We start from the raw sequence: 22,648 nt of genomic DNA on the forward strand, positions 1-22,648 counted from the left end.
CGCATGGTTGCGAGGCTCGGGGCCGGCGATGGGTTCGGGAGCGGCCCGGGCTCCGGACGACGGCGAGTTTCGGAATGACGGGGAGGCCGGGGCGGCATGTTCGTCGTTGTTGAGGAACGGGAAGCGGATCTGGAGATCGGGCGGCGAGTGGCACCCACGCGCCGGTTGTTGTCACGGCGGATCCTGCGTGGCTGCGCTCCGTATCTGTACTTGGCCCCGGCGCTGTTCCTGCTCGTGGTGTGGACCTACCAGCCGTTGGCGCAGGCGTTCCAGCTGTCTACGTACTCCTGGAATCTGCTGCCCAGCTCTCCGATGACCTCGGTGGGCACCGCCAATTACGAACGGCTGCTGGAGCTTCCGGCATTTCGGGACGCGCTGGGGCGGACGGCGGTGCTGATCGTGGGCCTCCTGCCGTTGACGGTATTGCTGCCGGTGCTCATCGCTTTGGCGAGTCGGCGCGTGCACGGCCGGGCCAGGACCGTCTATCACGCACTGGTTTTCGCGCCGTTCCTGGTCGCGCCCGTCGCTGCGGCGGCGGTGTGGCGGTGGTTGCTGCATCCCGGCAGCGGTTTCGTGGACCAGATTCTCGGATCGGATCGCAACTGGGTGTACGACGCCGCCACCGCGCACGGTGTGATCCTCGGGATCACCGGGTGGCAGTTGCTGGGGTTCGCGGTGCTGGTGGTGTGGGCCGGGCTGGCGGGGATCAGTGGTGATTACGACGAGGCGGCTCGGGTCGACGGCGCGAGCCCGGGGCAGATTCGGCGGTGGATCACGCTGCCGTTGTTGTCGCCGACGCTCATGTTCCTTGTGCTGACCACCGTATTGCTCAGTCCGACACTGACATTCCCGCTGATCGATTCGATGACCCAGGGCGGGCCCTCGCAAGCGACCACCAATATCTACTACCTGCTCTGGGATTACGCGTTCCACAGCTTCGATGCCGGGCTCAGCGCGGCGGCGGGCGTGCTGTTGTTCCTCGGGTTCGGCGTCCTCGCGGGAATCCTGGTCTGGATCTCGGAAAAGGTGGCCTTCCATGATGATTGAACGTGCGCGCACCACAGCGAGTCACCTCCTACTCGGGGCTACCTCGCTGCTGTGCATCTTCCCCATCTATTGGCTGTTCGCGACCGCGCTGCGCCGCCCCGAGGACATCAACTCGCTGTCGCCTTTTCCGTGGCCGCTGTCGCTCGCCAACTACGCGGACGCGGCGAACAAGGTGGACATCACCGGGTTGATCGCGAATACCTTTTTCGTGGCGTCGCTTTCGGCCGCGGGCCAGCTGCTCATCGCGTTGCTGGCGTCCTATGCCTTCGCGATGTACAACTTCCCGCTGCAACGGGTGCTGTACTTGGCTTTCGTCGGCACCTGGCTGGTTCCGTTCCAGGTGACCATGCTGCCCAACTACATCCTGCTCAACCGTTTGGGATTGATCAATTCGCTTATCGGAGTGGTACTTCCGACACTGTGCTCGGCGCTGGGCGTACTGCTGCTGCGTCAGCACATGGCCGCCTTTCCCAAGGAGCTGATCGCCGCCGCCAAGATCGACGGCCGCTCGTCGTGGTCGATCCTGTGGACCGTGGTGGTGCCGAACCTGCGACCCGCCCTCGCGGCCGTAGGCATCCTGCTGTTCATCAACGCCTGGAACGAATACTTCTGGCCCGCGGTAGTTCTGCGGCAGTCCAACAGCGTGCTACAGCTGGGGCTGCGCAGCTTCATGGGCAGCGAGGGCGACCAGTGGGGGCCGCTGATGGCGGTGGCGAGCCTGGCCTGTCTGCCGGTGCTACTGCTCTACCTGGTGTTGCAGCGCCACATCGTGAACGCTTTCGTCCGTTCGGGTTTGAAGTGATTCCAGGCAGTCCAGAAACAGCGCCGTGGCTGGATTCGTCTCCTCGGCCCGCCACACCGCGTACAGATCCAGCGTCGGCACCGGGTTCGAAAGTTTCACCGCGACCGGGCCGTCGCCGTGCGCGCCCAGCCCCATCGACATCGCCCGCGTCACCGACGCGAACCCGACCAGTGGGCGCACCGACACCATGTGCGCGGTCGCACCGGGGTCGTCGGCATGCCGGGCGACCGTCAGCGAGATCCGATTCTGCGCCGCCGCACGGAAAATGGAGTCGTACATGGCCGGGCACTGGTCCCGCGAGAACAGCACACACTCCTGCCCTTGCAGTTCCGCGAACGGCACACTGGCCCGTTCGGCCCAGCGATGCCGCCGCCCCACCACCGCCACCAGCGGCACCCGATGCAGCAGCAGCCGATACCGGAACTCCGAGGTGCTGGGATGCCCGTATACGAGGGCGATATCGAGCGAGCCGTCCGCCAAGGCCGTCAACTGCGGCCCGGTGCGCTTCTCCCACAATGCGACCGCGATATCCGGATGCCGGTCGGTCATCCGCGCCAGCGCGTCCGGCAGCACGTGCCGGCTCGCCGGCAGGTTGTAGCCCACGCTGAGGGTGCCCGCGCGTCCCTCCGCCGTCGCCTTCGCCGCCAGCGCGGCCCGCTCCATCTGCGCGACGATCTGCCGGGCTTGCAGCTCGAACTCCCGCCCCGCGGGAGTCAGCCGCACCTCGTGCGAATTGCGTTCGACCAGCAGCACATCGAGCGCCGTTTCCAGCTTGCGCAGCTGGGCGCTCAGACTCGGCTGGGTCAGATGCAGTCGTTGCGCCGCCCGGCCGAAATGCAGTTCATCGGCGATCGCCAGGAACGAAACGAGATGCCGGAATTCCATGCCGCCTCCTTCCGCGTACCCGTGAGGGTAGCCACGGCAGCTAACACCGGATGAATCCGGGACGGACGGCGGTCGGCGGCTCGATGGCGTGCCCGCGCGCGGCGCTGTGGTACCGCACGCGCCGGTGGCAGCGGCTTTGAGCGAGGCGTCGCCGCCTCGCTCAGAGCCCGGTTGCTAGGCCTGCACTTCGGAGCGGTCGCCGCTCCACAGCGTGTGGTACTTGCCCTCGGCATCGATGCGCTCGTAGGTGTGCGCGCCGAAGAAGTCACGCTGGCCCTGGGTCAGCGCGGCGGGCAGGCGTTCGGCGCGCAGCGCGTCGTAGTACGACAGCGAGGACGCGAACGCCGGCACCGGAATGCCCAGCAGGGTGGCCGTGGACACCACGCGCCGCCAGCTGTCGATCGCCGTCTCGATGGCCTCGCGGAAGTACGGGGCCAGGATCAGGCTCGACAGCTCCGGGTTCTCGGCGTAGGCGTCCTTGATGCGGTTCAGGAAGCGGGCCCGGATGATGCAGCCGCCGCGCCAGATGGTGGCCAGATCGCCGGGCTGCAGATCCCAGTCGTATTCGGCGCTGCCGGCCGCGATCTGATCGAAGCCCTGCGCGTAGGCCACGATCTTCGAGGCGTAGAGCGCCTGGCGGATGTCCTCGGTGAATTGCGCGACGTCGGTGGGCTTTTCGGCCAGGGTGCCCGAGGCCAGACCGACGGCGGCCTGCCGCTGCGCGCGGGAGCCGGAGATGGCGCGGGCGAACACGGCCTCGGCGATACCGGTCACCGGCACGCCCAGATCCAGCGCCGACTTCACCGTCCAGCGGCCGGTGCCCTTCTGCTCGGCCGCGTCCACGATCACATCGACCAGCGGCTTGCCGGTCTTCGCGTCGACCTGGTTCAGCACCTCGGCGGTGATCTCGATCAGGTAGCTCTCCAGATCACCGGCGTTCCAGTCGGTGAACACGTCCGCGATCTGCTTGGCGTCGAAACCGAGTGCGTCCCGGAACAGGTGGTAGGCCTCGCCGATCAGCTGCATGTCGGCGTACTCGATGCCGTTGTGCACCATCTTCACGAAATGCCCGGAGCCGTCCGGGCCGATGTGGGTGCAGCACGGCACGCCGTCGACCTTGGCGGCCACCGACTCCAGCAGCGGGCCCAGCGACTCGTAGGACTCCTTCGGCCCGCCCGGCATGATCGCCGGACCGTTCAGCGCGCCCTCCTCGCCGCCGGAGATGCCCGCGCCGACGAAGTTGAGCCCGCGCTCGGACATGGCCTTCTCGCGGCGGATGGTGTCGGTGTAGAGCGCGTTGCCGCCGTCGATGATGATGTCGCCGGGCTCCATCGCGGCCGCCAGCTCCTCGATCACGGCGTCGGTGGCGTCACCCGCCTTCACCATGATCAGCACGCGGCGCGGCTTCTCCAGCGCGCCCACGAATTCCTCGATGGTCTCGGTGCGCACGAAGTCACCGTCGCCTCCGTGCGCGTCCAGCAGCGCGTCGGTCTTGCCGACACTGCGGTTGTGCAGCGCGACGGTGTACCCGTTCCGGGCGAAGTTCCGGGCGATATTGCTACCCATGACCGCCAGGCCGGTCACACCGATCTGTGCGCGCGCTTCAGAGGTCGCCATGAAGAGCCTCTCTCCTTCAGGTGTCGTTGCGTGGCCGCGCGAACCGCGCCCGACCCCTTTTCTACCCCGTCGCGCCCGAGCTCAGGACATCGGGCGCTGCACCGCGAGGTAGACGCTGCTCCATAATTGCGCGGCGTTGGATTCGGTGACGTCGGCGGTGCGGGCGCCGAAGGGGACGACGCGGAAGGAGTCGTTTTCGAAACTCCAGGTCCACAGTTCGGAATTCCGCATCGACGCCGCGGCGTCGATCGCGTCCCACAGGGTGCGCTGCGCCGTGCGCAGGAGGTCCTGGGTCGGCTCGGGCAGGTCGGTGCGCTGTAGTTGGCGTTGCAGGCCCGCGGCGAACGCGGCCTGGACCCAGGACCACACCACGGTGCCGTGGTAGTCGTGCGTGGTGAATCGGGCTTGCAGTGCGGGGTCGGCGAAGACCGGGTTGGCGACGACCATTCCGGCGCCGGTCATCAGGCCGAGGGGGAACGGGCGGACCAGGGCGGCGACCTTCTTGCCGAGGTCGTCGGGGGCGGGGCGGCTGAACAGGAGCTCGAAGATGTCATCGGAGTGGGCGATCGGGATCGGTGTGCCCGCCGCGCTGAGGGAAACGGCAGGGAAGACAACAGGATCGGGGCCGAGTGCCGTCGTCGGAACCCCGACCTCGGCGGCGTAGGTGTCGACCGCCTGCTGTGCCTGGCGCTGCTCCAGCGTCACGGTGAACAGCCTCGGCGCTTCGGCCCGCCAGACCTTCGCATGCGCTGCGGCGTAGGACAATTCCAGTCGATCGGTCTCGGTCAGATACGGCGTGAGGAGTCCGCTGTCCAGCAGCCGCGCGGTCGCTTCGAGCGCGGCGGGCACCAGGATGGCGTTGACGTCGTACGGATAGCGGCCGTTTCCGATTCCGATATCGCTGTCCCGCCACTGGCCGGAATCCCGTCCCGCCAGCAACGCGATCAGGTTCTGATACCGCGGCTCGGCCGCGAACGCAGTCGCGCTCGACACCACCAGCCGGAGATTCCGCACCAGCGTCGACCCGACTACATTGTCGCCGCGCAGATAGTCGCCGCCGCGCTGTGCGCCCGCTCCGTTGTCGAGCAGATATGCGGCGGCTACGGGCGCGAGCAGGTAGCTCTCATCGACCATGTTGTAGTCCAGAATCGGCCCGTCGCCGGGCGGTTCGCCTTCCCGCTGCCGGGTCAGCAGCGCGAACTCCGACAGCGATTCCTCGTGTGCCACCGCCCCGTCGGGCCCCAGCCGGTTCAGCACCGCCCGCAGGCCCGCCTCGGTCGCCTCCGGCGCCAGGACCGGCATCAACAACATCGTCGAGATCAAGGTGTCCCGCCCGAAGTAGGTGAGGTACTGCCACGACCCGCCCAGGAACTTCTCCCGGTAGCTCAGGAACGTCAGCGTGTTCTTCGCGCCTTCGAGCCGCGCTTCGCTCCCGTTCAGCAGTTCGTTCCCGGTCAGCGGAGTCAACGGTGTATCACCGGTGGACGCAGTCACCCGCAGCCGGATCCGCCCGTCCGCGGGCGCGGAGATCACCCCTGCCGCCACCGTGCCGTCCGCGACCTCGATCCGCAGCCGATATCCCGGCCCGCCATCCACCCGATCCCGCTCCCAGGTCATCGCATTGCCCGAAATGACAGGCGCGACAAGCACTTCCGACGGGACAACCCCTTTCTGGTTGTAGTCCCGCAACACCCGCACATTCGACAACACCCCTTGCCGCACCGTCAGGCTCGGCGTCCTGATCGACGCCGTGAACTCGATTCCCGTGCGCGCTCGGCCCCGGGAGTCCTTGTCCGCCTTCGCCTCCGGCGCTTCCGTCAAATCCCACTCCGCCGCCGCGCCCAACGGCTCGAACCACGCCCCGACCCCACTGTTCCCCGCCGGAAACGCCACCACGATCCGCGGATTCACCCCCGACCGCAACAGCAGATGCGCCGCCGTATCCCCCTCGCGGAGCAGATAGTTGAGGTTCTGCCCTTCGGTGACCTGAAACCGGAAGGCCTGCTCGCCGCCGTCCGGCCCACACCCCGGCGCTGCGAGCAGGACCACCGCGACCCACACCGCCATGAGCTTCTTGCCGATCGAGCGCTGCATCCGAGCCTCCATCCCTGGCGGGCCAGCTTTCAATGTATCGGCCGGGAACCCCCTGGCGCGGCAAGAAACCGGGCATAATTCCTGCAATGCTGGATCGAATCCGCTACGTGGCGAAATCGGTGATCGGCCTGGCCCGGGGCATGTCGTCCTTCAGCCGGACCGGCCAATTCGGCGACGGTCGCGAGGCGGCGGCCCGCGACTACGTGCTGGCCCACGCGACACCCGGCGACCCGGAAAGCATGCTGCGTACCATCGGCGAATTCGCCCGCGCCCGAACCCTGTTGCCGAACGTCGGCGACGAGAAGGGCCTCCTGCTGGACGCGGCGATCCGCAAAGCGCAGCCGACCCTGCTACTGGAGCTCGGCACCTACATCGGCTACAGCGCGGTCCGCACCGCCCGTCTCCTGACCGGCGACGCCCGCCTGCTCTCCCTCGAACTCAACCCCGTCAACGCCGCCCTGGCCCGGGACATCATCGCCCACGCCGGCCTCGCCGACCGAGTCACCGTCCTCGACGGCACCCTCGGCGACGGCGGCTCAACCCGCCACAAACTCACCACCGACCACGCCCTCACCCCCGGCGCGCTCGACTTCGTCTTCTTCGACCACCTCAAGAGCGCCTACCTCCCCGATCTCCACACGATCCTGGAAGCCGGCTGGTTACACCCCGGCAGTGTCGTCGTCGCCGACAACGTCAAGATCCCCGGAGCCCCGGACTACCGCCGCTTCATGCGCGACCACGAGGGCACGTCGTGGCGCACCGTCGAGCACAACACCCATGTCGAATACCAGTCATTCCTGAAAGACCTTGTGCTGGAATCGGAATACCTCGGCTGAACCGAATCTTCGCGAGCTCAGCTCAGCCGGGTCCGGGCTCCGTCGAGTACCGATTCGATGTCACACCAGGTCTCACGCACGATGTCCGCGACGGGCCGCAGATCGGTGATGCGCGCCGATACCTGGCCCGTATTGGCCACGCTGGCTTCCAGATCCCCGGCGAAATACAGTTCTTCGATCCGGCCGAGCAGCCGTGCGTCGGAGGCGTTTTCGCGGATCCGCGCCGCCATCCCCACCCGCAGCACCCGCATCGTGGGATTGCCCGGGACCTCCAGCAGCACCGTCCCGGCGTCGTCGGCGGCGACGATCGCGTCCTTGAAGTTCGTGTGCACCGCGGCCTCCACACTGGCCAGCATGCGAGTGCCCATCTGCACGCCTTCCGCGCCGAGCACCACCGCGGCCGCTCCCGACCGCGCGTCACAGATGCCGCCCGCGCAGATCAAGGGCAGATCCAGGTGCTGTGCGATCAGCGGCAGCAACACCATCGTCGAGGCCCCCAGCGCCGACTTGAACCCGCCGCCTTCCACCCCCTCGACCACCAACCCGTCCACCCCCGCGGCCGCCGCCTTGAGCGCACCCCGCAACGACCCGACCACGTGCACCACCGTCATCCCCGCATCGTGCAGCCGCTCGGTGAACAGCGCCGGATCACCCGCGGAAGTGAACACATGCCGCACCCCCGCCTCGGCCAGCACCCCGACAATCGACGGGTCCCGCTTCCACCCCTGAATCATCAAATTCGCCGCCACCGGCCGCTCGGTCAACTCCCGCACCCGCAGCAGATCCGCCCGCCCCTCCGGCGTCAACGTCTCGATCATCCCGAGCCCGCCACCCTCGGACACCGCCGCCGCCAACTCCGCCCGAGCGATATAAGTCATCGGAGCCTGCACAACCGGAAACTCGACCCCGAGCAAAGCCTGAACACGATTCGTCACAGCCTCATCCTGCTACGACAGGACCCGTGCCGCGCGGCGACGATCGCCGATCTCGATGGTGCGCGAAGAGGGTTTCGAACCCCCGACCGCTGGTGTGTAAACCAGTACCGCAGCGGCGGTGTCGATCTGGCTTCGGCCTGGTGCGGAGTTCAGCATAGATCCATGCAGGCCAGCAAGTTTCGATCTCCAGCAGCTGGAACAGGAGAAGCGAACCGCGAAGAAGGCGCTGATCGATCAAATTCGCTCCGAACTCCGCGTCGAACGGGCTAGGACAAGGTCATTCCGAAGCTTCCAGCTCCGGCCTGAACGAGCCAGGACTTGGTTCTTACGAAACGTTTGGCCGAATCTCAAAGCGCCCAATGCCATTTCGAGCGCCGACCTCCGTGCTCCAGATCCTGCTGGATGACGGTCCGACCGGGCCTCGCAGGCTGTTTAGAGCCTCGTCAGCTGCCGAGCTGGGTCATACAGGGCTCGATGCCACTTCACAACGGAGCACTCTGCCAACCCGACCGACGTAAGAGTGGTGAACCGGCGCTGCGCCATGTCTTCGCGCATAGCAGGGTTTCTGAGGATGTTTAGCGGCTCGCCGCAGTGCGTGCAGCCGCCGCATAGTGCGACGCCGTCTCCGGCTGGATCAGGCCTTGCCCTGATGGCGGCTGCGATGTCGGTGGCGACCTGCGATCGATCGAGTAGCTGTTTGGCCAGCTTCCACGCGCTGTCGGTCGTCATCAGAACAAGCCAGTTGAAGGCGCCGCGGTTGTCCGAGACGGGTTTGATGCCGATGAGGCCCATCCCGATGCCACCGCACTGGCTGCATGGCCACCGCACGCCCATGGCGCTCAACCAAATTCGACTGGCGGCGTTGCCAGGTGGCTTGTCAATCGGGATGTCGGGAGGTGGCTGTGAGGTGTGGTATTTGAACCCGGTCCGCCGGGCCATGTCTTCACAGCGCCCGCATGTCACGGTCCATGCACCAGGCCCACCGCCTAGCAGGCCGCGGCGGTCGGCCACCATGACGAAACACATCACACAGTTCTGGCCCCACCGTGCCCGGCCTGTTCTTGCCATCGGCCGTCCTTCCTCGACTGCCTTCGGGATCAGACCAGTCTCCGGGATAGCACCGACAATATTTCGGACATATCGGGCGAAAATCGGGACAATTGCCCCACGTTCGTCCCATGGATCGATGACGTGGGGCAACAAGAAACCGGCAGGCACCCACGGGTACCTGCCGGTTCGAAGTGCGCGAAGAGGGTTTCGAACCCCCGACCGCTGGTGTGTAAAACCAGAGCTCTACCACTGAGCTATTCGCGCGGGGCCGTCGGTGGGAACCGACGGCGCGGTTTATGAATCTAGCGCGGCGAGCGCTTTCTCCCAAGCCGCCTGGTCACGGGGCTCTCCGGGGCCGTTCATTTCGGAGAATCGGATGTGGCCGGTCTTGTCTACGACGAAGGTGCCGCGGTTGGGGTAGCCGGATTTCTCGTTGAAGACACCGTAGGACTGGGCGACGGCGCCGTGTGGCCAGAAATCGGAGAGCAGGGGGAAGACGTAGCCCTGTTCGGAGGCCCAGATCTTGTGGGTGGGCGGGGGGCCGACGGAGATGGCGAGGATTTCGTGGTCCTCGTTCTGGAACTTGGGCAGCTCGTCGCGCACCTTGCAGAGCTCGCCTTGGCAGATGCCGGTGAAGGCGAGCGGATAGAACACGATGAGCACGTTCTTCACACCGCGAAAAGACGAGAGCGTGACGTCCTGGTTGTTCTGATCCTTCAACGTGAAATCCGGCGCTAGCGCACCGATTTCCAAGGGTCCATCCAGGGGCATCCGCGAGTCCTCCATCGTGTCGGGTTTCGCCGGGCGACGAAAGCATCGCCCGGCGAAAACCATAGCGAATGGGTCAGCGTTGCCTGTACTCAGCGCTGCTTGATAGGGGCCTTCGGCTGTACCAAGCGGCTTCCGGTCCACGAACCCAGGCTGATCGCAGAAGTCTGCGTCAGGCCCGCCGTGGGCGCGGCTTCGGCGATCTCGCTCGGATCGACATGGCCAGGTTTACCGGTCTTGGGGGTGAGGACCCAGATGACGCCGTCGTCGGCCAGCGGGCTGATGACTTCCATCAGCTCGTCGGCCAGATCGCCGTCCCCTTCGCGCCACCAGAGCAAAACGGTGTCGACCACCTCATCGGTGTCGTCGTCGACCATTTCACTGCCGATGGCTTCCTCGACATCGGCCCGCAGGTCGTCGTCGGTGTCCTCGTCCCATCCCAGTTCCTGGACAACCATGCCGTGTGTAATGCCAAGCTTCTGAGCGTAGTTCTGCGCGTCCGCCGCGGCGACCACGGTGGTGTCCTCCTCAACTCCCGAGACAATAGGTAGTTGCAAGCGAACATGGTTATCGCCCCGAGCGCAAGCCGATCGGCGGAATTGCCACCGAATGTCGCGGGTCGATCTCGGGTTTCCGGTCGGTTTTCAGCGTTTCGGGCAAGCGTCCTTCACGGCGGTGCGTGCGTCGTTGACCTGCTTGCTTGCCTCGTTGAGCCCGCCGACGGGAGCGGTATAGGTCATTTTCCGGGTCTCCTCGGCAAGCGAACGAGCCGCGGAAACGTAAGCGGAAAATTTACTGGCAAGATCGTCCGGCAGCGTGCCGCCGGCGACACTGTTCATCCCCGCCTCGACTTTGTTGGCCGCGTCGTCGAGGGTCTGCGCGGCGCCGTCGCGCTTGGCCGCGTAGTCGGCGGCGTTCGAATCGTGAGCGTCCACGAAATCGTTGTAGGCCTTGACGCCGACTCCGGTGGTCGTCGGGAACTGCGCGCAGTTCTCACTGATGGCCTGCGCCTGCGCGGCGGCCTTCCGGGAGGACGTGGCGGCCGCCGAGGACGCGACGGCGTCGGACTTGTACGCGGCCAGATCGGCGGCGTTCGGATTGGCGACGCCGTCAACCCGATTCGCGCAGCCCGCGACGGTCAGACCTGCGGCGACGGCGGTGGCCGCGCACACGAGTCCGAGACGGCGTGGATCCAGCAGCTTCATCACTCTCCCCGCTCTTGGGTGTCTGGGCGGTATCGATCAGCAAAAGCGCGCGCCGGAAAACTACCGGGTAACCCGCTGCGGAGGAAACCGTACTGGATTTCCTGCTGACATGATGACCTGGGACGCGCCTTCAGCAAGGATGGAAGGTGCGCCCGGACCTTACGTAGACGGGTGGTTCGCACAACCTCAGCGGCCCGCCCGGGGATACAGACGCCAACAGCTTGTCCACCCCCTGTACGAGGAGCAGATTTGACCGACCTGATCCACTCTTCCGCCGCAGCGAAACCCGCTGCGCCGAATACCGACCCCGCCTCCGCCGGCGGCGCGCCCAAGGCGCACCAGGCGGCGGCTCGGGTTCGGGTGATCCGCGAAGGGGTGGCGTCCTACCTACCGGACATCGACCCGGAGGAGACCAGCGAATGGCTCGAGTCGTTCGATGAGATGCTCGACCGGGAGGGCCCGGGGCGTGCGCGCTACCTGATGCTTCGCATGTTGGAACGGGCCGGCGAACGTCGTGTCGCCATCCCGTCGCTGACGTCCACCGACTATGTCAACACCATCCCCACCGAGAACGAGCCGTGGTTCCCCGGCGACGAGGAGGTGGAGCGGCGCTTCCGCGCCTGGATTCGCTGGAACGCCGCGATCATGGTGCATCGCGCCCAGCGCCCGGGCATCGGTGTGGGCGGCCACATCTCGACCTACGCGTCCTCGGCGGCGCTGTACGAGGTGGGCTTCAACCACTTCTTCCGCGGCAAGGACCATTCCGGCGGCGGCGACTCCATCTTCATCCAGGGTCACGCCTCGCCCGGCATCTATGCCCGCGCCTTCCTGGAGGGCCGCCTGTCCACCGACAAGATGGACGGCTTCCGGCAGGAATACAGCCACGGCGGCCCGGGCCACGGCCTGCCGTCGTACCCGCATCCGCGGCTGCTGAACAACTTCTGGGAGTTCCCGACGGTGTCCATGGGCCTGGGCCCGATGAACGCCATCTATCAGGCCCGGTTCAACCACTACCTCAACGATCGCGGCATCAAGGACACCACCGATCAGCACGTGTGGGCGTTCCTGGGCGACGGTGAGATGGACGAGCCGGAGTCGCGCGGCCTGATCCAGGTCGCAGCCAACGAGGGCCTGGACAACCTGACCTTCGTCATCAACTGCAACCTGCAGCGCCTGGACGGCCCGGTGCGCGGTAACGGCAAGATCATTCAGGAGCTGGAGTCGTTCTTCCGCGGCGCCGGCTGGAATGTCATCAAGGTGATCTGGGGCCGGGAGTGGGACGCGCTGCTCGGCGCGGACCGCGACGGCGCGCTGGTGAACCTGATGAACACCACCCCCGACGGTGACTTCCAGACCTACAAGGCCAACGACGGCGCCTACGTCCGCGATCACTTCTTCGGACGGGACCCGCGCACCAAGGCCCTGGTGCAGGATCTGTCCGACGAGGGCATCTGGAACCTCAAGCGCGGCGGCCACGACTACCGCAAGGTGTACGCGGCCTACGCGGCGGCGATGGCGCACAAGGGCCAGCCGACAGTGATCCTGGCCAAGACCATCAAGGGCTACACCCTCGGCAAGCACTTCGAGGGCCGCAACGCCACGCACCAGATGAAGAAGCTGACGCTGCAGGACCTCAAGGACTTCCGCGATCTGCAGCGCATCCCGATCTCGGACGCCGAGCTGGAGAAGGATCCGTACCTGCCCCCGTACTACCACCCCGGTATGGAGGCCCGCGAGATCCAGTACATGCTGGACCGGCGGAAGACCCTGGGCGGTTACCTGCCCGAACGCCGCACTGCGGCAAAGCCTCTGCAACTTCCGGGCGACGAGGCGTACAAGTCGGTGCGCAAGGGCTCGGGCAAGCAGCAGATCGCCACCACCATGGCGATCGTGCGCCTGATGAAGGACCTGTTGCGGGACAAGGAAATCGGCAAGCGGATCGTGCCGATCATCCCCGACGAGGCCCGTACCTTCGGTATGGACTCGTGGTTCCCTTCGTTGAAGATCTACAACCGCAACGGGCAGTTGTATACGTCCGTGGACGCGGAATTGATGCTTGCCTACAAAGAGAGCACCGTCGGGCAGATTCTGCACGAGGGCATCAACGAGGCCGGTTCGACCGCGTCGTTCACCGCGGCGGGCACCTCCTACGCCACCCACGGCGAGCCGATGATCCCGCTCTACATCTTCTATTCGATGTTCGGGTTCCAGCGCACCGGCGACGGCCTGTGGGCCGCCACCGATCAGCTGGCGCGCGGTTTCGTGCTCGGAGCTACCGCCGGGCGAACCACGCTGACCGGTGAGGGCCTGCAGCACAATGACGGCCACTCGCTGCTGCTGGCGTCCACCAATCCGGCTGTCGTCACTTACGATCCGGCCTTCTCCTTCGAGCTGGCCCATATCGTGCGCGACGGCCTGCGCCGGATGTACGGCGGCGGCACGCCGGCCGTGCCGCCGTACTCGGTGCCGGGCACCGAGCCGCGGGAGCGTCCCGAGACCGATACCTTCGGCGGCGAGGACGTCTTCTACTACATCGCCCTCTACAACGAGCCGTACCAGCAGCCGGCCGAGCCGGAGGGCCTCGATATCGACGGTCTGCTCAAGGGCCTGTATCTCTACAAGCGCGGTGGCGAGGGCGAGGTGCGCGCCCAGATCCTGGTCTCGGGCGTCACAGTGCCCGACGGCGTGCGCGCGCAGGAGATCCTGGCCGCGGACTGGGGTGTGCAGGCCGATGTCTGGTCGGTGACCTCGTGGGGTGAGCTGCGCAAGGAAGCACTGGCCAAGGAGATCGCCCAGTTCCGTGACCCGAGCGCCGATATCGAACAGCCGTATGTGACCGAGGCGCTCGCGCGCGTACAGGGTCCCTACATCGCCGCGACCGACTGGATGCGCGCGGTGCCGGATCAGGTCCGCAAGTGGGTTCCGGGCGACTTCACCGTGCTCGGCACCGACGGTTTCGGTTTCTCCGACACCAGGCCCGCCGCCCGGCGGGTGTACAACGTCGACGCCCAGTCGATCGTCGTCGCCGCGCTGGACGGTCTGGCCCGCACGGGCAAGCTGGACCCGGCCAAGGTGGTCGAGGCTGCCAAGAAGTACCGCATCCACGACGTGGACGCCGCGCCGAAACCGGCCGTGGATTCCGCGGACGATCTCGCATAGCGGACTATTGCTACGTGGACCGTAAACCGCCGCGGCCGAGACGGATCTCCGAAGGCTCTTCCGAGCACGAGGTGTATCTGCCTACGGGCGCGCTCTCCCCGAACCGGCAAAACCGCGACCCGCTCCCGGACACACTGCTCAAACGCGTGAAGCAGTTCTCCGGGCGCCTCTCCACCGAGGCGGTCGGGTCGATGCAGGATCGGTTGCCGTTCTTCGCCGATCTGGACGCCGCCCAGCGGGCCGGCGTCCAGATGCTGGTGCAGACCGCGGTGGTGAACTTCCTGGAGTGGCTACAGGATCCGGACAGCGATATCCGCTTCAGTCTGGATGCCTTTCAGGTCATTCCGCAGGATCTGGCGCGGCGGCTGACGCTGCGCCAGACGGTGGACATGGTCCGGGTGGCCATGGAGTTCTTCGAACAGTGGCTGCCCGCGCTGGCGCGCAACGACCGCCAGCTGGTGGCGTTGACCGAGGCGGTGCTGCGATACGGGCGTGAGCTCGGTTTCGCGGCCGCCTCGGTGTATGCCAGCGCCGCGGAGTCCCGCGGCGCCTGGGATACCCGCCTGGAGGCGCTCGTGGTCGACGCGGTGGTGCGCGGCGACACCGGGCCCGACATGTTGTCCCGGGCGGCCACGCTGAACTGGGACGCCACCGCGTTCGCCACGGTGCTGGTGGGCACGCCGCCGGGGGATCAGGGCGTCGGCATGGTCGGCTCGGTGCACACCATCGCCGCCCGGCACGGCCGCTCGGCACTGGCGGTGGTGCAGGGCGCGCGGCTGGTGATGGTGGTGAGCGGTCATCTCGGCGAGAACGGCTATGCCTCTCCTTTCCTTACGGATCTGCTGGCCGAGGTCTTCTCCGACGGTCCCGTCGTGATCGGCCCGACCATGCGGACCCTCGGCGCCGCGCACTCCTCGGCGGTCGAGGCATTGGCCGGTATGGAGGCCGTCGTCGGCTGGCGCGGGGCGCCGCGCCCGGTGCACGCGACCGAATTGTTGCCCGAACGCGCTTTGTTGGGCGATAGGGCTGCGGTGGACGCGTTGAACGAGTATCTTGTGCTCCCGTTGGCCGCAGCAGGATCGTCGCTCGCGGACACCCTCGATGCCTACCTGGATTGCGGTGGCGCGGTCGAGACGTGTGCCCGTCAGCTGTACGTCCATCCAAATACGGTTCGCTACCGACTCAAACGGATCGCTGAGATCACGGGGCGCGACCCGATGAATCCGCGTGACGCGTATGTGCTCCGGATCGCGGCAACAGTGGGTCGTTTGACACGAACTCGTAACGAACCGTCAACTTCTGCCCCGGAGGCACCACACGTGCCAGTCGGCAACGACGGCCTGTAACGCAATCGCCGAACCGGTCGATCGGGACAACCCACTAGGGCTTTTGTGGGACCCCCACAAAAGCCTTCTCAAACCTTCATTCGCGTCGACATCTCTCGAGACCCGGCCCACAGTGTTTTCTTAGAGGCGTGATCGCTTTGTTCGCCCCTGGACAGGGGTCCCAGACACCCGGCATGCTCGCGCCCTGGCTCGACCTTCCTGGCGCGAACGATCGCCTCGCCCTTTGGTCCCTGGCTTCCGGCCTGGATCTGATTCGTCTCGGCACCACCGCGACGGCCGAGGAGATCACCGACACCGCCGTCACCCAGCCACTGGTGGTCGCCGCCGCGCTGCTGGCGTTCTCCGAAATCGGCCAGGATGTGGTCCCGGCCGATACCATCGTCGCCGGACATTCGGTCGGCGAGCTCGCCGCCGCGGCCGTCGCCGGAGTCATCTCCGCCGATGACGCGGTAGCCTTGGCCGCGCTCCGCGGTGCGGAAATGGCGAAGGCGTGCGCGCTCGAGCCGACCGGCATGTCCGCGGTGCTCGGTGGCGACGAGGCCACCGTGCTCGAGCGGCTCGCCGAACTCGAACTGATTCCGGCCAACCGCAACGCGGCCGGGCAGATCGTGGCCGCGGGCAAGCTCGAGGCCCTGGCCGAACTGGCCGCCAACCCGCCGGAAAAGGCGCGCGTGCGCGCCCTGCCCGTCGCGGGTGCTTTCCACACCGCGTTCATGGCTCCGGCCCAGGACGCGGTGACCGAAGCGATCTCCAAGATCGTGCCCAACGAGCCGACCCGGGTCCTGCTGTCGAACTTCGACGGCAAGCCGGTCAGCTCCGGCCAGGACGCGATCGCGAAGCTCGCGGCCCAGGTCACCCGGCCCGTCCGGTGGGATCTGTGCACCGAAACCGTCCGCACCGCCGGAGTTTCCGCGGTGTGGGAACTGCCGCCGGCGGGCACGCTGGTCGGCATCGCGAAGCGGGAACTGAAGGGCACGCCCACGCTGGCCCTGAAGACCCCGGAAGACCTCCCCGCGTTGGCCGGGTTCACCACCTCCGGCTAGCTTTCCCCGCGACTGTGTTTTGCGCGCAGTTGTGACCGAGTCGGTGCTAACCAACGCCGCGCTCGATACGAAACACTCCAAGACCCTGCAATAGGAAACAAGAAGGGAGCCACCAAGTGGCCGCTCTGACCCAGGAACAAATCGTCGAGGAACTCGGCAAGATCATCGAAGAGGTTACGGGTATCGAACCCTCTGAAGTGACCGTCGAGAAGTCCTTCGTCGATGACCTGGACATCGATTCGCTGTCCATGGTGGAGATCGCCGTCCAGACCGAAGACAAGTACGGCGTGAAGATCCCGGACGAGGATCTGGCCAGCCTGAAGACCGTCGGCGACGCCGTCAACTACATCCAGAAGCTCGAGGCGGAGAACAGCGAAGCCGCCGCGGAGCTCAAGGCCAAGTTCGACGCCGAGTAGGGCCGAAACAGTGACCACTCCTTCCACCTTGAACGGGAATTTCCCCAACGTTGTCGTCACCAGCATGGCGGCGACCACGTCGATCGCGGGCGACGTCGATGCGACGTGGAAGGGACTCCTCAACGGCGAGAGCGGTATCGACGTTCTCGAGGATTCCTTCGTCGAGGAATACGGCCTTCCGGTCCGCATCGGCGGTCACCTGAAGGTCAACCCGGACACTCTGCTCGAACGGGTCGAGATTCGTCGTATGGCGTATGTCGAACGTCTCGCGCTGGTGCTGGGCCGCGAGGTCTGGCGCAACGCGGGCTCCCCGGAGATCGATCCGGAGCGGCTGGGTGTGGCTATCGGTACCGGACTCGGTGGCGGCGACGCCCTCATCGATTCGGTCGACAAGCTGAAGACCGGTGGCTACCGCAAGATTTCGCCGCTGGCTGTTCAGATGGTCATGCCGAACGGCCCCTCGGCCGTGGTCGGTCTCGAACTGAAGGCCCGGGCAGGAGTGGTCACTCCGGTCTCGGCATGCTCGTCCGGCTCCGAGGCCATCGCCAACGCATGGCGCATGATCGTCATGGGTGACGCGGACATGGTTGTCACCGGCGGCGTCGAGGGTTACATCGACTCGATTCCGATCGCCGCGTTCTCCATGATGCGTGCCATGAGTACCCGCAACGAGGACCCGCGGGGCGCCTCGCGTCCGTTCGATCGGGATCGTGACGGGTTCGTTTTCGGTGAGGCCGGCGCGCTCATGGTCGTCGAGACCGAGGAGAGCGCCAAGGCACGTGGCGCCACCATCCACGCGCGCCTGCTCGGCGCGGGCATCACCTCCGATGGTTTCCATCTGGTCGCCCCCGATCCCTCGGGCGACGGAGCAGCACGCGCGATGACCCGGGCGATGCAGACCGCTGGTCTGACCCGCAAGGACATCACCCACGTCAACGCGCATGCGACCGCGACGCCGATCGGCGACACCGCCGAAGCGAACGCGATCAACAAGGCCGTGGGCAACCACGCCTCGGTCTACGCGCCGAAGTCCGCGCTGGGCCACTCGATCGGCGCTGTCGGCGCCCTCGAGTCCGTGCTCACCGTGCTCGCGATCCGGGACGGCATTGTTCCGCCGACCCTGAATCTGGAAAACCAGGATCCGGAGATCGATCTCGATGTGGTGCACGGGGAAGCCCGCCGCCAGGAAATCGAGTACGCGATCAACAACTCCTTCGGTTTCGGTGGGCACAATGTCGCGCTCGCCTTCGGTCGCGCATAGCCGCGCGCACGACTGCATACAGCGATCCCCGGTCGGGGTCGGGCCTATCAGTGGCTCGACCCCACCGGGGATCGACATAAGCAGCCGCGGTAGCGGCGCATTCATCACTTAGGAGAAAACGCGATGACGATCATGGCGCCCGCGTTTCAACCAGATACCGCGACCGACCCGCGCGATCCGATGGGCCGGCTCCAGCGATTCTTCGACCCCGGCACCGTGCTGCCGCTGCATCCGCGCGACAAGTCCGGCGTGCTCGCCGCGATCGGTGAGGTCGACGGTGTTCGCACCGTGGCCTACTGCTCGGACGCGACCGTCATGGGTGGCGCGATGGGTGTGGAGGGCTGCAAGCACATCGTCGACGCCATCGACACCGCCATCGATTCCGCCATCCCCGTGGTCGGGATCTGGCATTCCGGTGGCGCCCGCCTGGCCGAGGGCGTCGAGGCCCTGCACGCGGTCGGCCTGGTCTTCGAGGCCATGGTCCGCGCGTCCGGCCTGGTTCCCCAGATTTCCGTCGTCGTCGGTTTCGCCGCCGGCGGCGCGGCGTACGGTCCCGCGCTGACCGACATCGTGATCATGGCGCCCGAGGGCCGGATCTTCGTGACCGGGCCCGACGTGGTGCGCTCGGTGACCGGCGAGAACGTCGACATGGTCACCCTCGGTGGCCCGCAGACGCACGGCAAGAAGTCCGGCGTCACCCACATCGTGGCCGATGACGAGTCCGATGCGATGCATCGCGCGCGCCGGTTGGTGTCGATGTTCGCCGAGCAGGGCGAGTTCGATCTGACCGCGGCCGCGCACGGCGACATCGATTTGAAGGCGATGATGCCCGAGTCGGCCAAACGCGCCTACGACGTGAAGCCGATCATTCACGAGCTGCTCGACAATGTTTCCTCACCCGACGGCGATACCGAGAGTTCCTTCGAGGAACTGCAAGGCGGCTACGCCCGCTCCATGGTCACCGGCCTGGGCCGCCTCGGCGGCCGCACCGTCGGTGTCCTGGCCAACAACCCGATCCGGCTCGGCGGCTGCCTGAACTCCGAAAGTGCCGAGAAGGCAGCACGTTTCGTGCGGTTGTGCGACGCGTTCGGTATTCCGCTGGTCGTGGTCACCGATGTCCCCGGCTACCTGCCCGGTGTCGGGCAGGAGTGGGAGGGCGTGGTGCGCCGCGGCGCGAAGCTGCTGCACGCCTTCGCCGAGGCCCGCGTTCCGCGCGTCACCCTGGTGACCCGCAAGATCTACGGCGGCGCCTACATCGCGATGAACGCTCGCGCGCTGGGCGCGACCGCGGTGTACGCCTGGCCCGGGTCGGAGGTCGCCGTGATGGGTGCCAAGGCCGCGGTCGGCATCTTGCACAAGAAGGCCCTGGCCGCGGCGCCCGAGGAGGAGCGGGAAGCGCTACTCGAGCGCCTGACCGCCGAGCACGAGCAGATCGCCGGTGGTGTGGACCGCGCGGTCGCGATCGGTGTGGTGGACGAGGTCATCGACCCGGCCAAGACGCGCAGCATCATCGCCGCGGCGCTGGCGGCCGCACCGGCCCGCAAGAGCCACCACAAGAACATCCCGCTGTGATGCGGTAGCAAGACGAGAAAGGATGGGCCCCGGGGATTCCCGGGGCCCATCCTTTTGCTCCGCCACTCCCGCGCCGCCGTCGGTAGCATCGTCTGCGTGCGCTACGAAGAACTTGCCGAGGAGCCGTGCTCGATCACACGGCCGCTGGTGATCTTCGGCGACCGGTGGACACTGCTGATCCTGAAGTATTGCTTCTCCGGTATCCGACGCTTCAACGCCTTCCAGAGCGCGCTCGGCATCTCCCGCGGGCGGTTGCAGGATCGGCTGGACCGGCTGCTGGAACACGGCATCCTGGTGAAACAGAAGGCCGCGGTCGGCGCCTACGAGGAATACCGGCTCACGCCCAAAGGGCACGACATCTATCCGATTCTGATGGCGATCCGGGATTGGGGCGATGCCTACCTGGCGCCCGAGGGCCCGCCGGTGCATTACCGGCATCGCGACTGCACCGGCGAAGCCCACATCAAGCTCGAATGTGACTGCTGCGCAACCGAACTCACGGCGCGCGACATCACCCCCGAGCCCGGCCCCGGACTTCGCGCCGAGGCCGGATAGTCCGGTCAGTCGTTGCGCCAGGTGACGACCTCGTCCAGTTCCGCGCGGGCGGTACGGAACCCGTTGACCGGGTGGTCGTTGTCGGCGTAACCGAACGAGATGCCCGCGACGATCTTGCGATGCGCCGGCAGCTCGAAGTGGCCGCGCAGGAACGGCGCGTAGGTCGCGAGCGCGGCCTGCGGCGTCGCCCCTAGCCCCAGGGCTTGCGCGCCGAGCAGGAAGTTCCCGATGTAGAGCCCGCAGTCCACCGCGCCGTAGACGCCGAGGTCCTCCTCGGTGGTGATGATCGCGACGTGCGGCGCGTCGAAGAGTTCGAAGTTGCGCACCATCTGACGCATCGTCCCGGCCTGATCGCCCTTGACGACGCCGACGCTCTCGTACAACTGGAGCCCGCACGCTTTCCGTCGGTCCCGGTAGGCGCCCGTGTACTGCGCCGGGAACGGGAAATCCGGTTCCGCGCCGACGGTCTGGATGTGCTCGAGCAGTTCCTTGCGGAAGCGGTCGGTGCCGGCGCCCTCGGTCACCACGACCTGCCAGGGCTGGGTATTGCACCAGGACGGGGAGCGCTGGGCCAGGCGCAGCAGCTGCTCGATGGTGGCGCGGGGGACGGGGTCCGGCCGGAACTGCCGGCAGGTCCAGCGGTCGTCGAGAATCCGGGACAAGGTGGCGAAATCGCCGGTCTGGTCGTGGCCGGTCATGGGCCCACCCCTCTGCGTCGTCCCGGTCGGCCCGGGAACTAGTTCCATTTCGAGACCGACCGTAGCAGCTCCGGTTGCGTTCGGGAACCCCCAGTTCGCCTGTCCGGCTGTTCTTTTCGGAGCGCCACGGCGTGGTGCCGACGTTCGGCCTCGTTAATAGCGGAATATGTGCCCGAGCGTTGGTTCGGCGCAATTAATTGCATGCTTGTAATTCCATCGACAATCGATTTTGCGCGAGTTAAACTGCATCGTCATTAAATGACAATGACGTAATTCGGAAGTGCGTGAAAGATGCCCTCTGGCCACCACTTCTGCCGCTCATCATGGCATTGCCTCGGACCTTGACACTGCCTGGTGTAGCCCCCATTTGCCGGAAACCCACTCATTGCACCAAGTTTCAATGCATTCTTATGTGCTTCGGATAGCCGAGAAACAACGACGGGTTGCGGAATGTTGGCCAAAACGTTTCCTGGACACGGACTTTATCTGTGTTTGAATGGCCGAGTGCGCAATCAGAATTTCTGGATTTTCTCAAATGCCCAGTTCTGGGGGATGCGGGCAAAGGCCGGGACAAACTGATCAATGGAGGCATCATGGCCAACAGCGAACGTCGTAAGCCGCTCAGTCAACCGTTGCGCGTGGACGACAAGGTGGTGGACCGTCCCTACACCGTGGAGCGCCTGGTAGAACATCCCGTCGAGAAGGTCGTCGACAAGCCGGTGCAGATGGAGCGGGTGATCGAGCGGCTGGTCGTCGATACCGTCGATCAGATTGTGGACAAGCCCGCCCGGGTCAGCCGCATGGTGGAGCGGCCAGTGGTCACCGTGACCGACGACGTCCGTGAGAAGCAGGTCAAGATCAGCCGGGTGGTGGAGAAGCCGCGCGTCACCGTGACGGATCAGGTTGTGGAGAAGCCGGTTTCGGTCACCCGCCGCGTCGAGAAGCCGGTCGTGAAGCTGACCGATCAGGTCATCGAGAAGCCGGTCACCGTCACCCGGACCACCGAGAAGCCCGTGGTGACCGTGACGGACAAGGTGATCGACCGTCCCGTGAACCTGCCCCGCACCACCGAGAAGCCGGTGGTGACGGTGACCGACAAGGTGATCGACCGCCCGGTGAACCTCACCCGCACGACCGAGAAGCCCCGCGTGACGGTCACCGATCAGGTCATCGAGAAGCCGGTCAAGGTGACCCGCACGATCGAGCAGCCGCGGGTGACGGTCACCGATCAGGTCGTCGAGAAGCCGTACAACGTCACGCGTACCACCGAGCAGCCGCGCGTCACCGTCACCGATCAGATGGTGGAGAAGCCGATCCGGGCCACGCGCCGCATCGAGAAGCCGATCGTGACGATCACTG

General features: G+C 66.3%; 19 protein-coding genes, 1 tRNA gene and 1 pseudogene. 11 read left to right on the forward strand and 10 right to left on the reverse strand.

Translation table 11 applies throughout. From position 1 onward, the window contains the following. Nucleotides 1-96: 96 nt before the first annotated feature. Together AB0M14_RS34405 and AB0M14_RS34410 are read left to right on the forward strand one after the other, a co-directional pair. A complete protein-coding gene (locus AB0M14_RS34405) occupies nucleotides 97-1,047 on the forward strand; it encodes a sugar ABC transporter permease (protein WP_365003200.1) in 951 nt (316 codons plus the stop codon). Beyond that, on the forward strand, nucleotides 1,037-1,849 hold the full coding sequence (locus AB0M14_RS34410) for a carbohydrate ABC transporter permease (protein WP_365003202.1): 813 nt from the start codon (nucleotides 1,037-1,039) through the stop codon (nucleotides 1,847-1,849). Before AB0M14_RS34405 ends, AB0M14_RS34410 begins: the two co-directional genes overlap by 11 nt. Here the strand turns inward: AB0M14_RS34410 and AB0M14_RS34415 are convergent. The 3 genes from AB0M14_RS34415 to AB0M14_RS34425 all read right to left on the reverse strand — a co-directional run bounded on the left by AB0M14_RS34415 (nucleotide 1,784) and on the right by AB0M14_RS34425 (nucleotide 6,445). After that, entirely contained in the window at nucleotides 1,784-2,734 is a 951-nt protein-coding gene (locus AB0M14_RS34415; protein WP_365003205.1) for a LysR family transcriptional regulator, read from the reverse strand. The two genes, AB0M14_RS34410 and AB0M14_RS34415, sit on opposite strands and share 66 nt — an antisense overlap. Before the next feature lie 174 nt (nucleotides 2,735-2,908). After that, complete coding sequence (gndA, locus tag AB0M14_RS34420; RefSeq protein WP_365003207.1) at nucleotides 2,909-4,351, reverse strand: NADP-dependent phosphogluconate dehydrogenase; 1,443 nt, start codon at nucleotides 4,349-4,351, stop codon at nucleotides 2,909-2,911. An 81-nt stretch (nucleotides 4,352-4,432) separates the two neighbouring features. Then, nucleotides 4,433-6,445: a hypothetical protein gene (locus tag AB0M14_RS34425; RefSeq protein WP_365003209.1), complete on the reverse strand. Its 2,013-nt coding sequence runs from the start codon at nucleotides 6,443-6,445 to the stop codon at nucleotides 4,433-4,435. Between the two features lie 86 nt (nucleotides 6,446-6,531). On the opposite strand from AB0M14_RS34425, the gene AB0M14_RS34430 reads away from it, so the two are divergent. Continuing rightward, on the forward strand, nucleotides 6,532-7,281 hold the full coding sequence (locus AB0M14_RS34430; protein ID WP_365003212.1) for a class I SAM-dependent methyltransferase: 750 nt from the start codon (nucleotides 6,532-6,534) through the stop codon (nucleotides 7,279-7,281). A gap of 17 nt (nucleotides 7,282-7,298) precedes the next feature. Here AB0M14_RS34430 and AB0M14_RS34435 read toward each other — a convergent pair whose 3' ends face one another. The 6 genes from AB0M14_RS34435 to AB0M14_RS34460 form a co-directional block, all read right to left on the reverse strand. After that, nucleotides 7,299-8,216, reverse strand: coding sequence for a nitronate monooxygenase (locus tag AB0M14_RS34435; RefSeq protein ID WP_365003215.1), 918 nt, complete (start codon nucleotides 8,214-8,216; stop codon nucleotides 7,299-7,301). A 432-nt stretch (nucleotides 8,217-8,648) separates the two neighbouring features. After that, nucleotides 8,649-9,008, reverse strand: coding sequence for a hypothetical protein (locus AB0M14_RS34440; protein WP_365003217.1), 360 nt, complete (start codon nucleotides 9,006-9,008; stop codon nucleotides 8,649-8,651). 450 nt (nucleotides 9,009-9,458) lie between these two features. Continuing rightward, a tRNA-Val gene (locus AB0M14_RS34445) sits at nucleotides 9,459-9,530 on the reverse strand. 30 nt (nucleotides 9,531-9,560) lie between these two features. Then, nucleotides 9,561-10,037, reverse strand: a complete 477-nt coding sequence (locus AB0M14_RS34450; protein ID WP_365003220.1) for a peroxiredoxin — start codon at nucleotides 10,035-10,037, stop codon at nucleotides 9,561-9,563. 89 nt (nucleotides 10,038-10,126) lie between these two features. Further along, nucleotides 10,127-10,549: a DUF3052 domain-containing protein gene (locus tag AB0M14_RS34455; RefSeq protein WP_194819238.1), complete on the reverse strand. Its 423-nt coding sequence runs from the start codon at nucleotides 10,547-10,549 to the stop codon at nucleotides 10,127-10,129. Nucleotides 10,550-10,678: 129 nt separating this feature from the next. Then, nucleotides 10,679-11,239, reverse strand: coding sequence for a hypothetical protein (locus AB0M14_RS34460; RefSeq protein ID WP_365003224.1), 561 nt, complete (start codon nucleotides 11,237-11,239; stop codon nucleotides 10,679-10,681). Nucleotides 11,240-11,599: 360 nt separating this feature from the next. Between AB0M14_RS34460 and aceE the strand changes: the two genes are divergently transcribed. The 7 genes from aceE to AB0M14_RS34495 all read left to right on the forward strand — a co-directional run bounded on the left by aceE (nucleotide 11,600) and on the right by AB0M14_RS34495 (nucleotide 20,591). Next, nucleotides 11,600-14,398 carry a pyruvate dehydrogenase (acetyl-transferring), homodimeric type gene (gene aceE, locus AB0M14_RS34465; RefSeq protein ID WP_365003856.1) on the forward strand — a complete coding sequence of 933 codons (2,799 nt, stop codon included), beginning with the start codon at nucleotides 11,600-11,602 and terminating at the stop codon, nucleotides 14,396-14,398. Between the two features lie 71 nt (nucleotides 14,399-14,469). Then, nucleotides 14,470-15,744: a helix-turn-helix domain-containing protein gene (locus AB0M14_RS34470; RefSeq protein WP_365003859.1), complete on the forward strand. Its 1,275-nt coding sequence runs from the start codon at nucleotides 14,470-14,472 to the stop codon at nucleotides 15,742-15,744. Between the two features lie 128 nt (nucleotides 15,745-15,872). Beyond that, nucleotides 15,873-16,787 (forward strand): ACP S-malonyltransferase, encoded by a 915-nt coding sequence (locus AB0M14_RS34475; RefSeq protein WP_365003227.1) that lies wholly within the window; start codon nucleotides 15,873-15,875, stop codon nucleotides 16,785-16,787. A 116-nt stretch (nucleotides 16,788-16,903) separates the two neighbouring features. Continuing rightward, entirely contained in the window at nucleotides 16,904-17,203 is a 300-nt protein-coding gene (gene acpM / locus AB0M14_RS34480; RefSeq protein WP_194819242.1) for a meromycolate extension acyl carrier protein AcpM, read from the forward strand. A gap of 10 nt (nucleotides 17,204-17,213) precedes the next feature. Next, nucleotides 17,214-18,464, forward strand: a complete 1,251-nt coding sequence (locus tag AB0M14_RS34485; protein ID WP_365003230.1) for a KasA/KasB family beta-ketoacyl-ACP synthase — start codon at nucleotides 17,214-17,216, stop codon at nucleotides 18,462-18,464. A 123-nt stretch (nucleotides 18,465-18,587) separates the two neighbouring features. Then, complete coding sequence (locus AB0M14_RS34490) at nucleotides 18,588-20,036, forward strand: carboxyl transferase domain-containing protein (RefSeq protein ID WP_365003232.1); 1,449 nt, start codon at nucleotides 18,588-18,590, stop codon at nucleotides 20,034-20,036. A 96-nt stretch (nucleotides 20,037-20,132) separates the two neighbouring features. Then, nucleotides 20,133-20,591, forward strand: a complete 459-nt coding sequence (locus AB0M14_RS34495; RefSeq protein WP_365003235.1) for a helix-turn-helix domain-containing protein — start codon at nucleotides 20,133-20,135, stop codon at nucleotides 20,589-20,591. A 5-nt stretch (nucleotides 20,592-20,596) separates the two neighbouring features. On the opposite strand, the gene AB0M14_RS34500 is transcribed toward AB0M14_RS34495, so the two are convergent. After that, the gene (locus tag AB0M14_RS34500) at nucleotides 20,597-21,289 is read right to left on the reverse strand and encodes a nitroreductase (RefSeq protein ID WP_365003237.1); all 693 of its coding nucleotides are present in this window, start codon (nucleotides 21,287-21,289) and stop codon (nucleotides 20,597-20,599) included. Nucleotides 21,290-21,882: 593 nt separating this feature from the next. Between AB0M14_RS34500 and AB0M14_RS34505 the strand changes: the two are divergent. Continuing rightward, nucleotides 21,883-22,648: pseudogene (locus tag AB0M14_RS34505) on the forward strand (hypothetical protein); the annotation flags it as partial.

The sequence above is a fragment of the Nocardia sp. NPDC051832 genome, assembly GCF_040681285.1.
In the GTDB taxonomy this organism is placed as follows: Bacteria; Actinomycetota; Actinomycetes; order Mycobacteriales; family Mycobacteriaceae; genus Nocardia.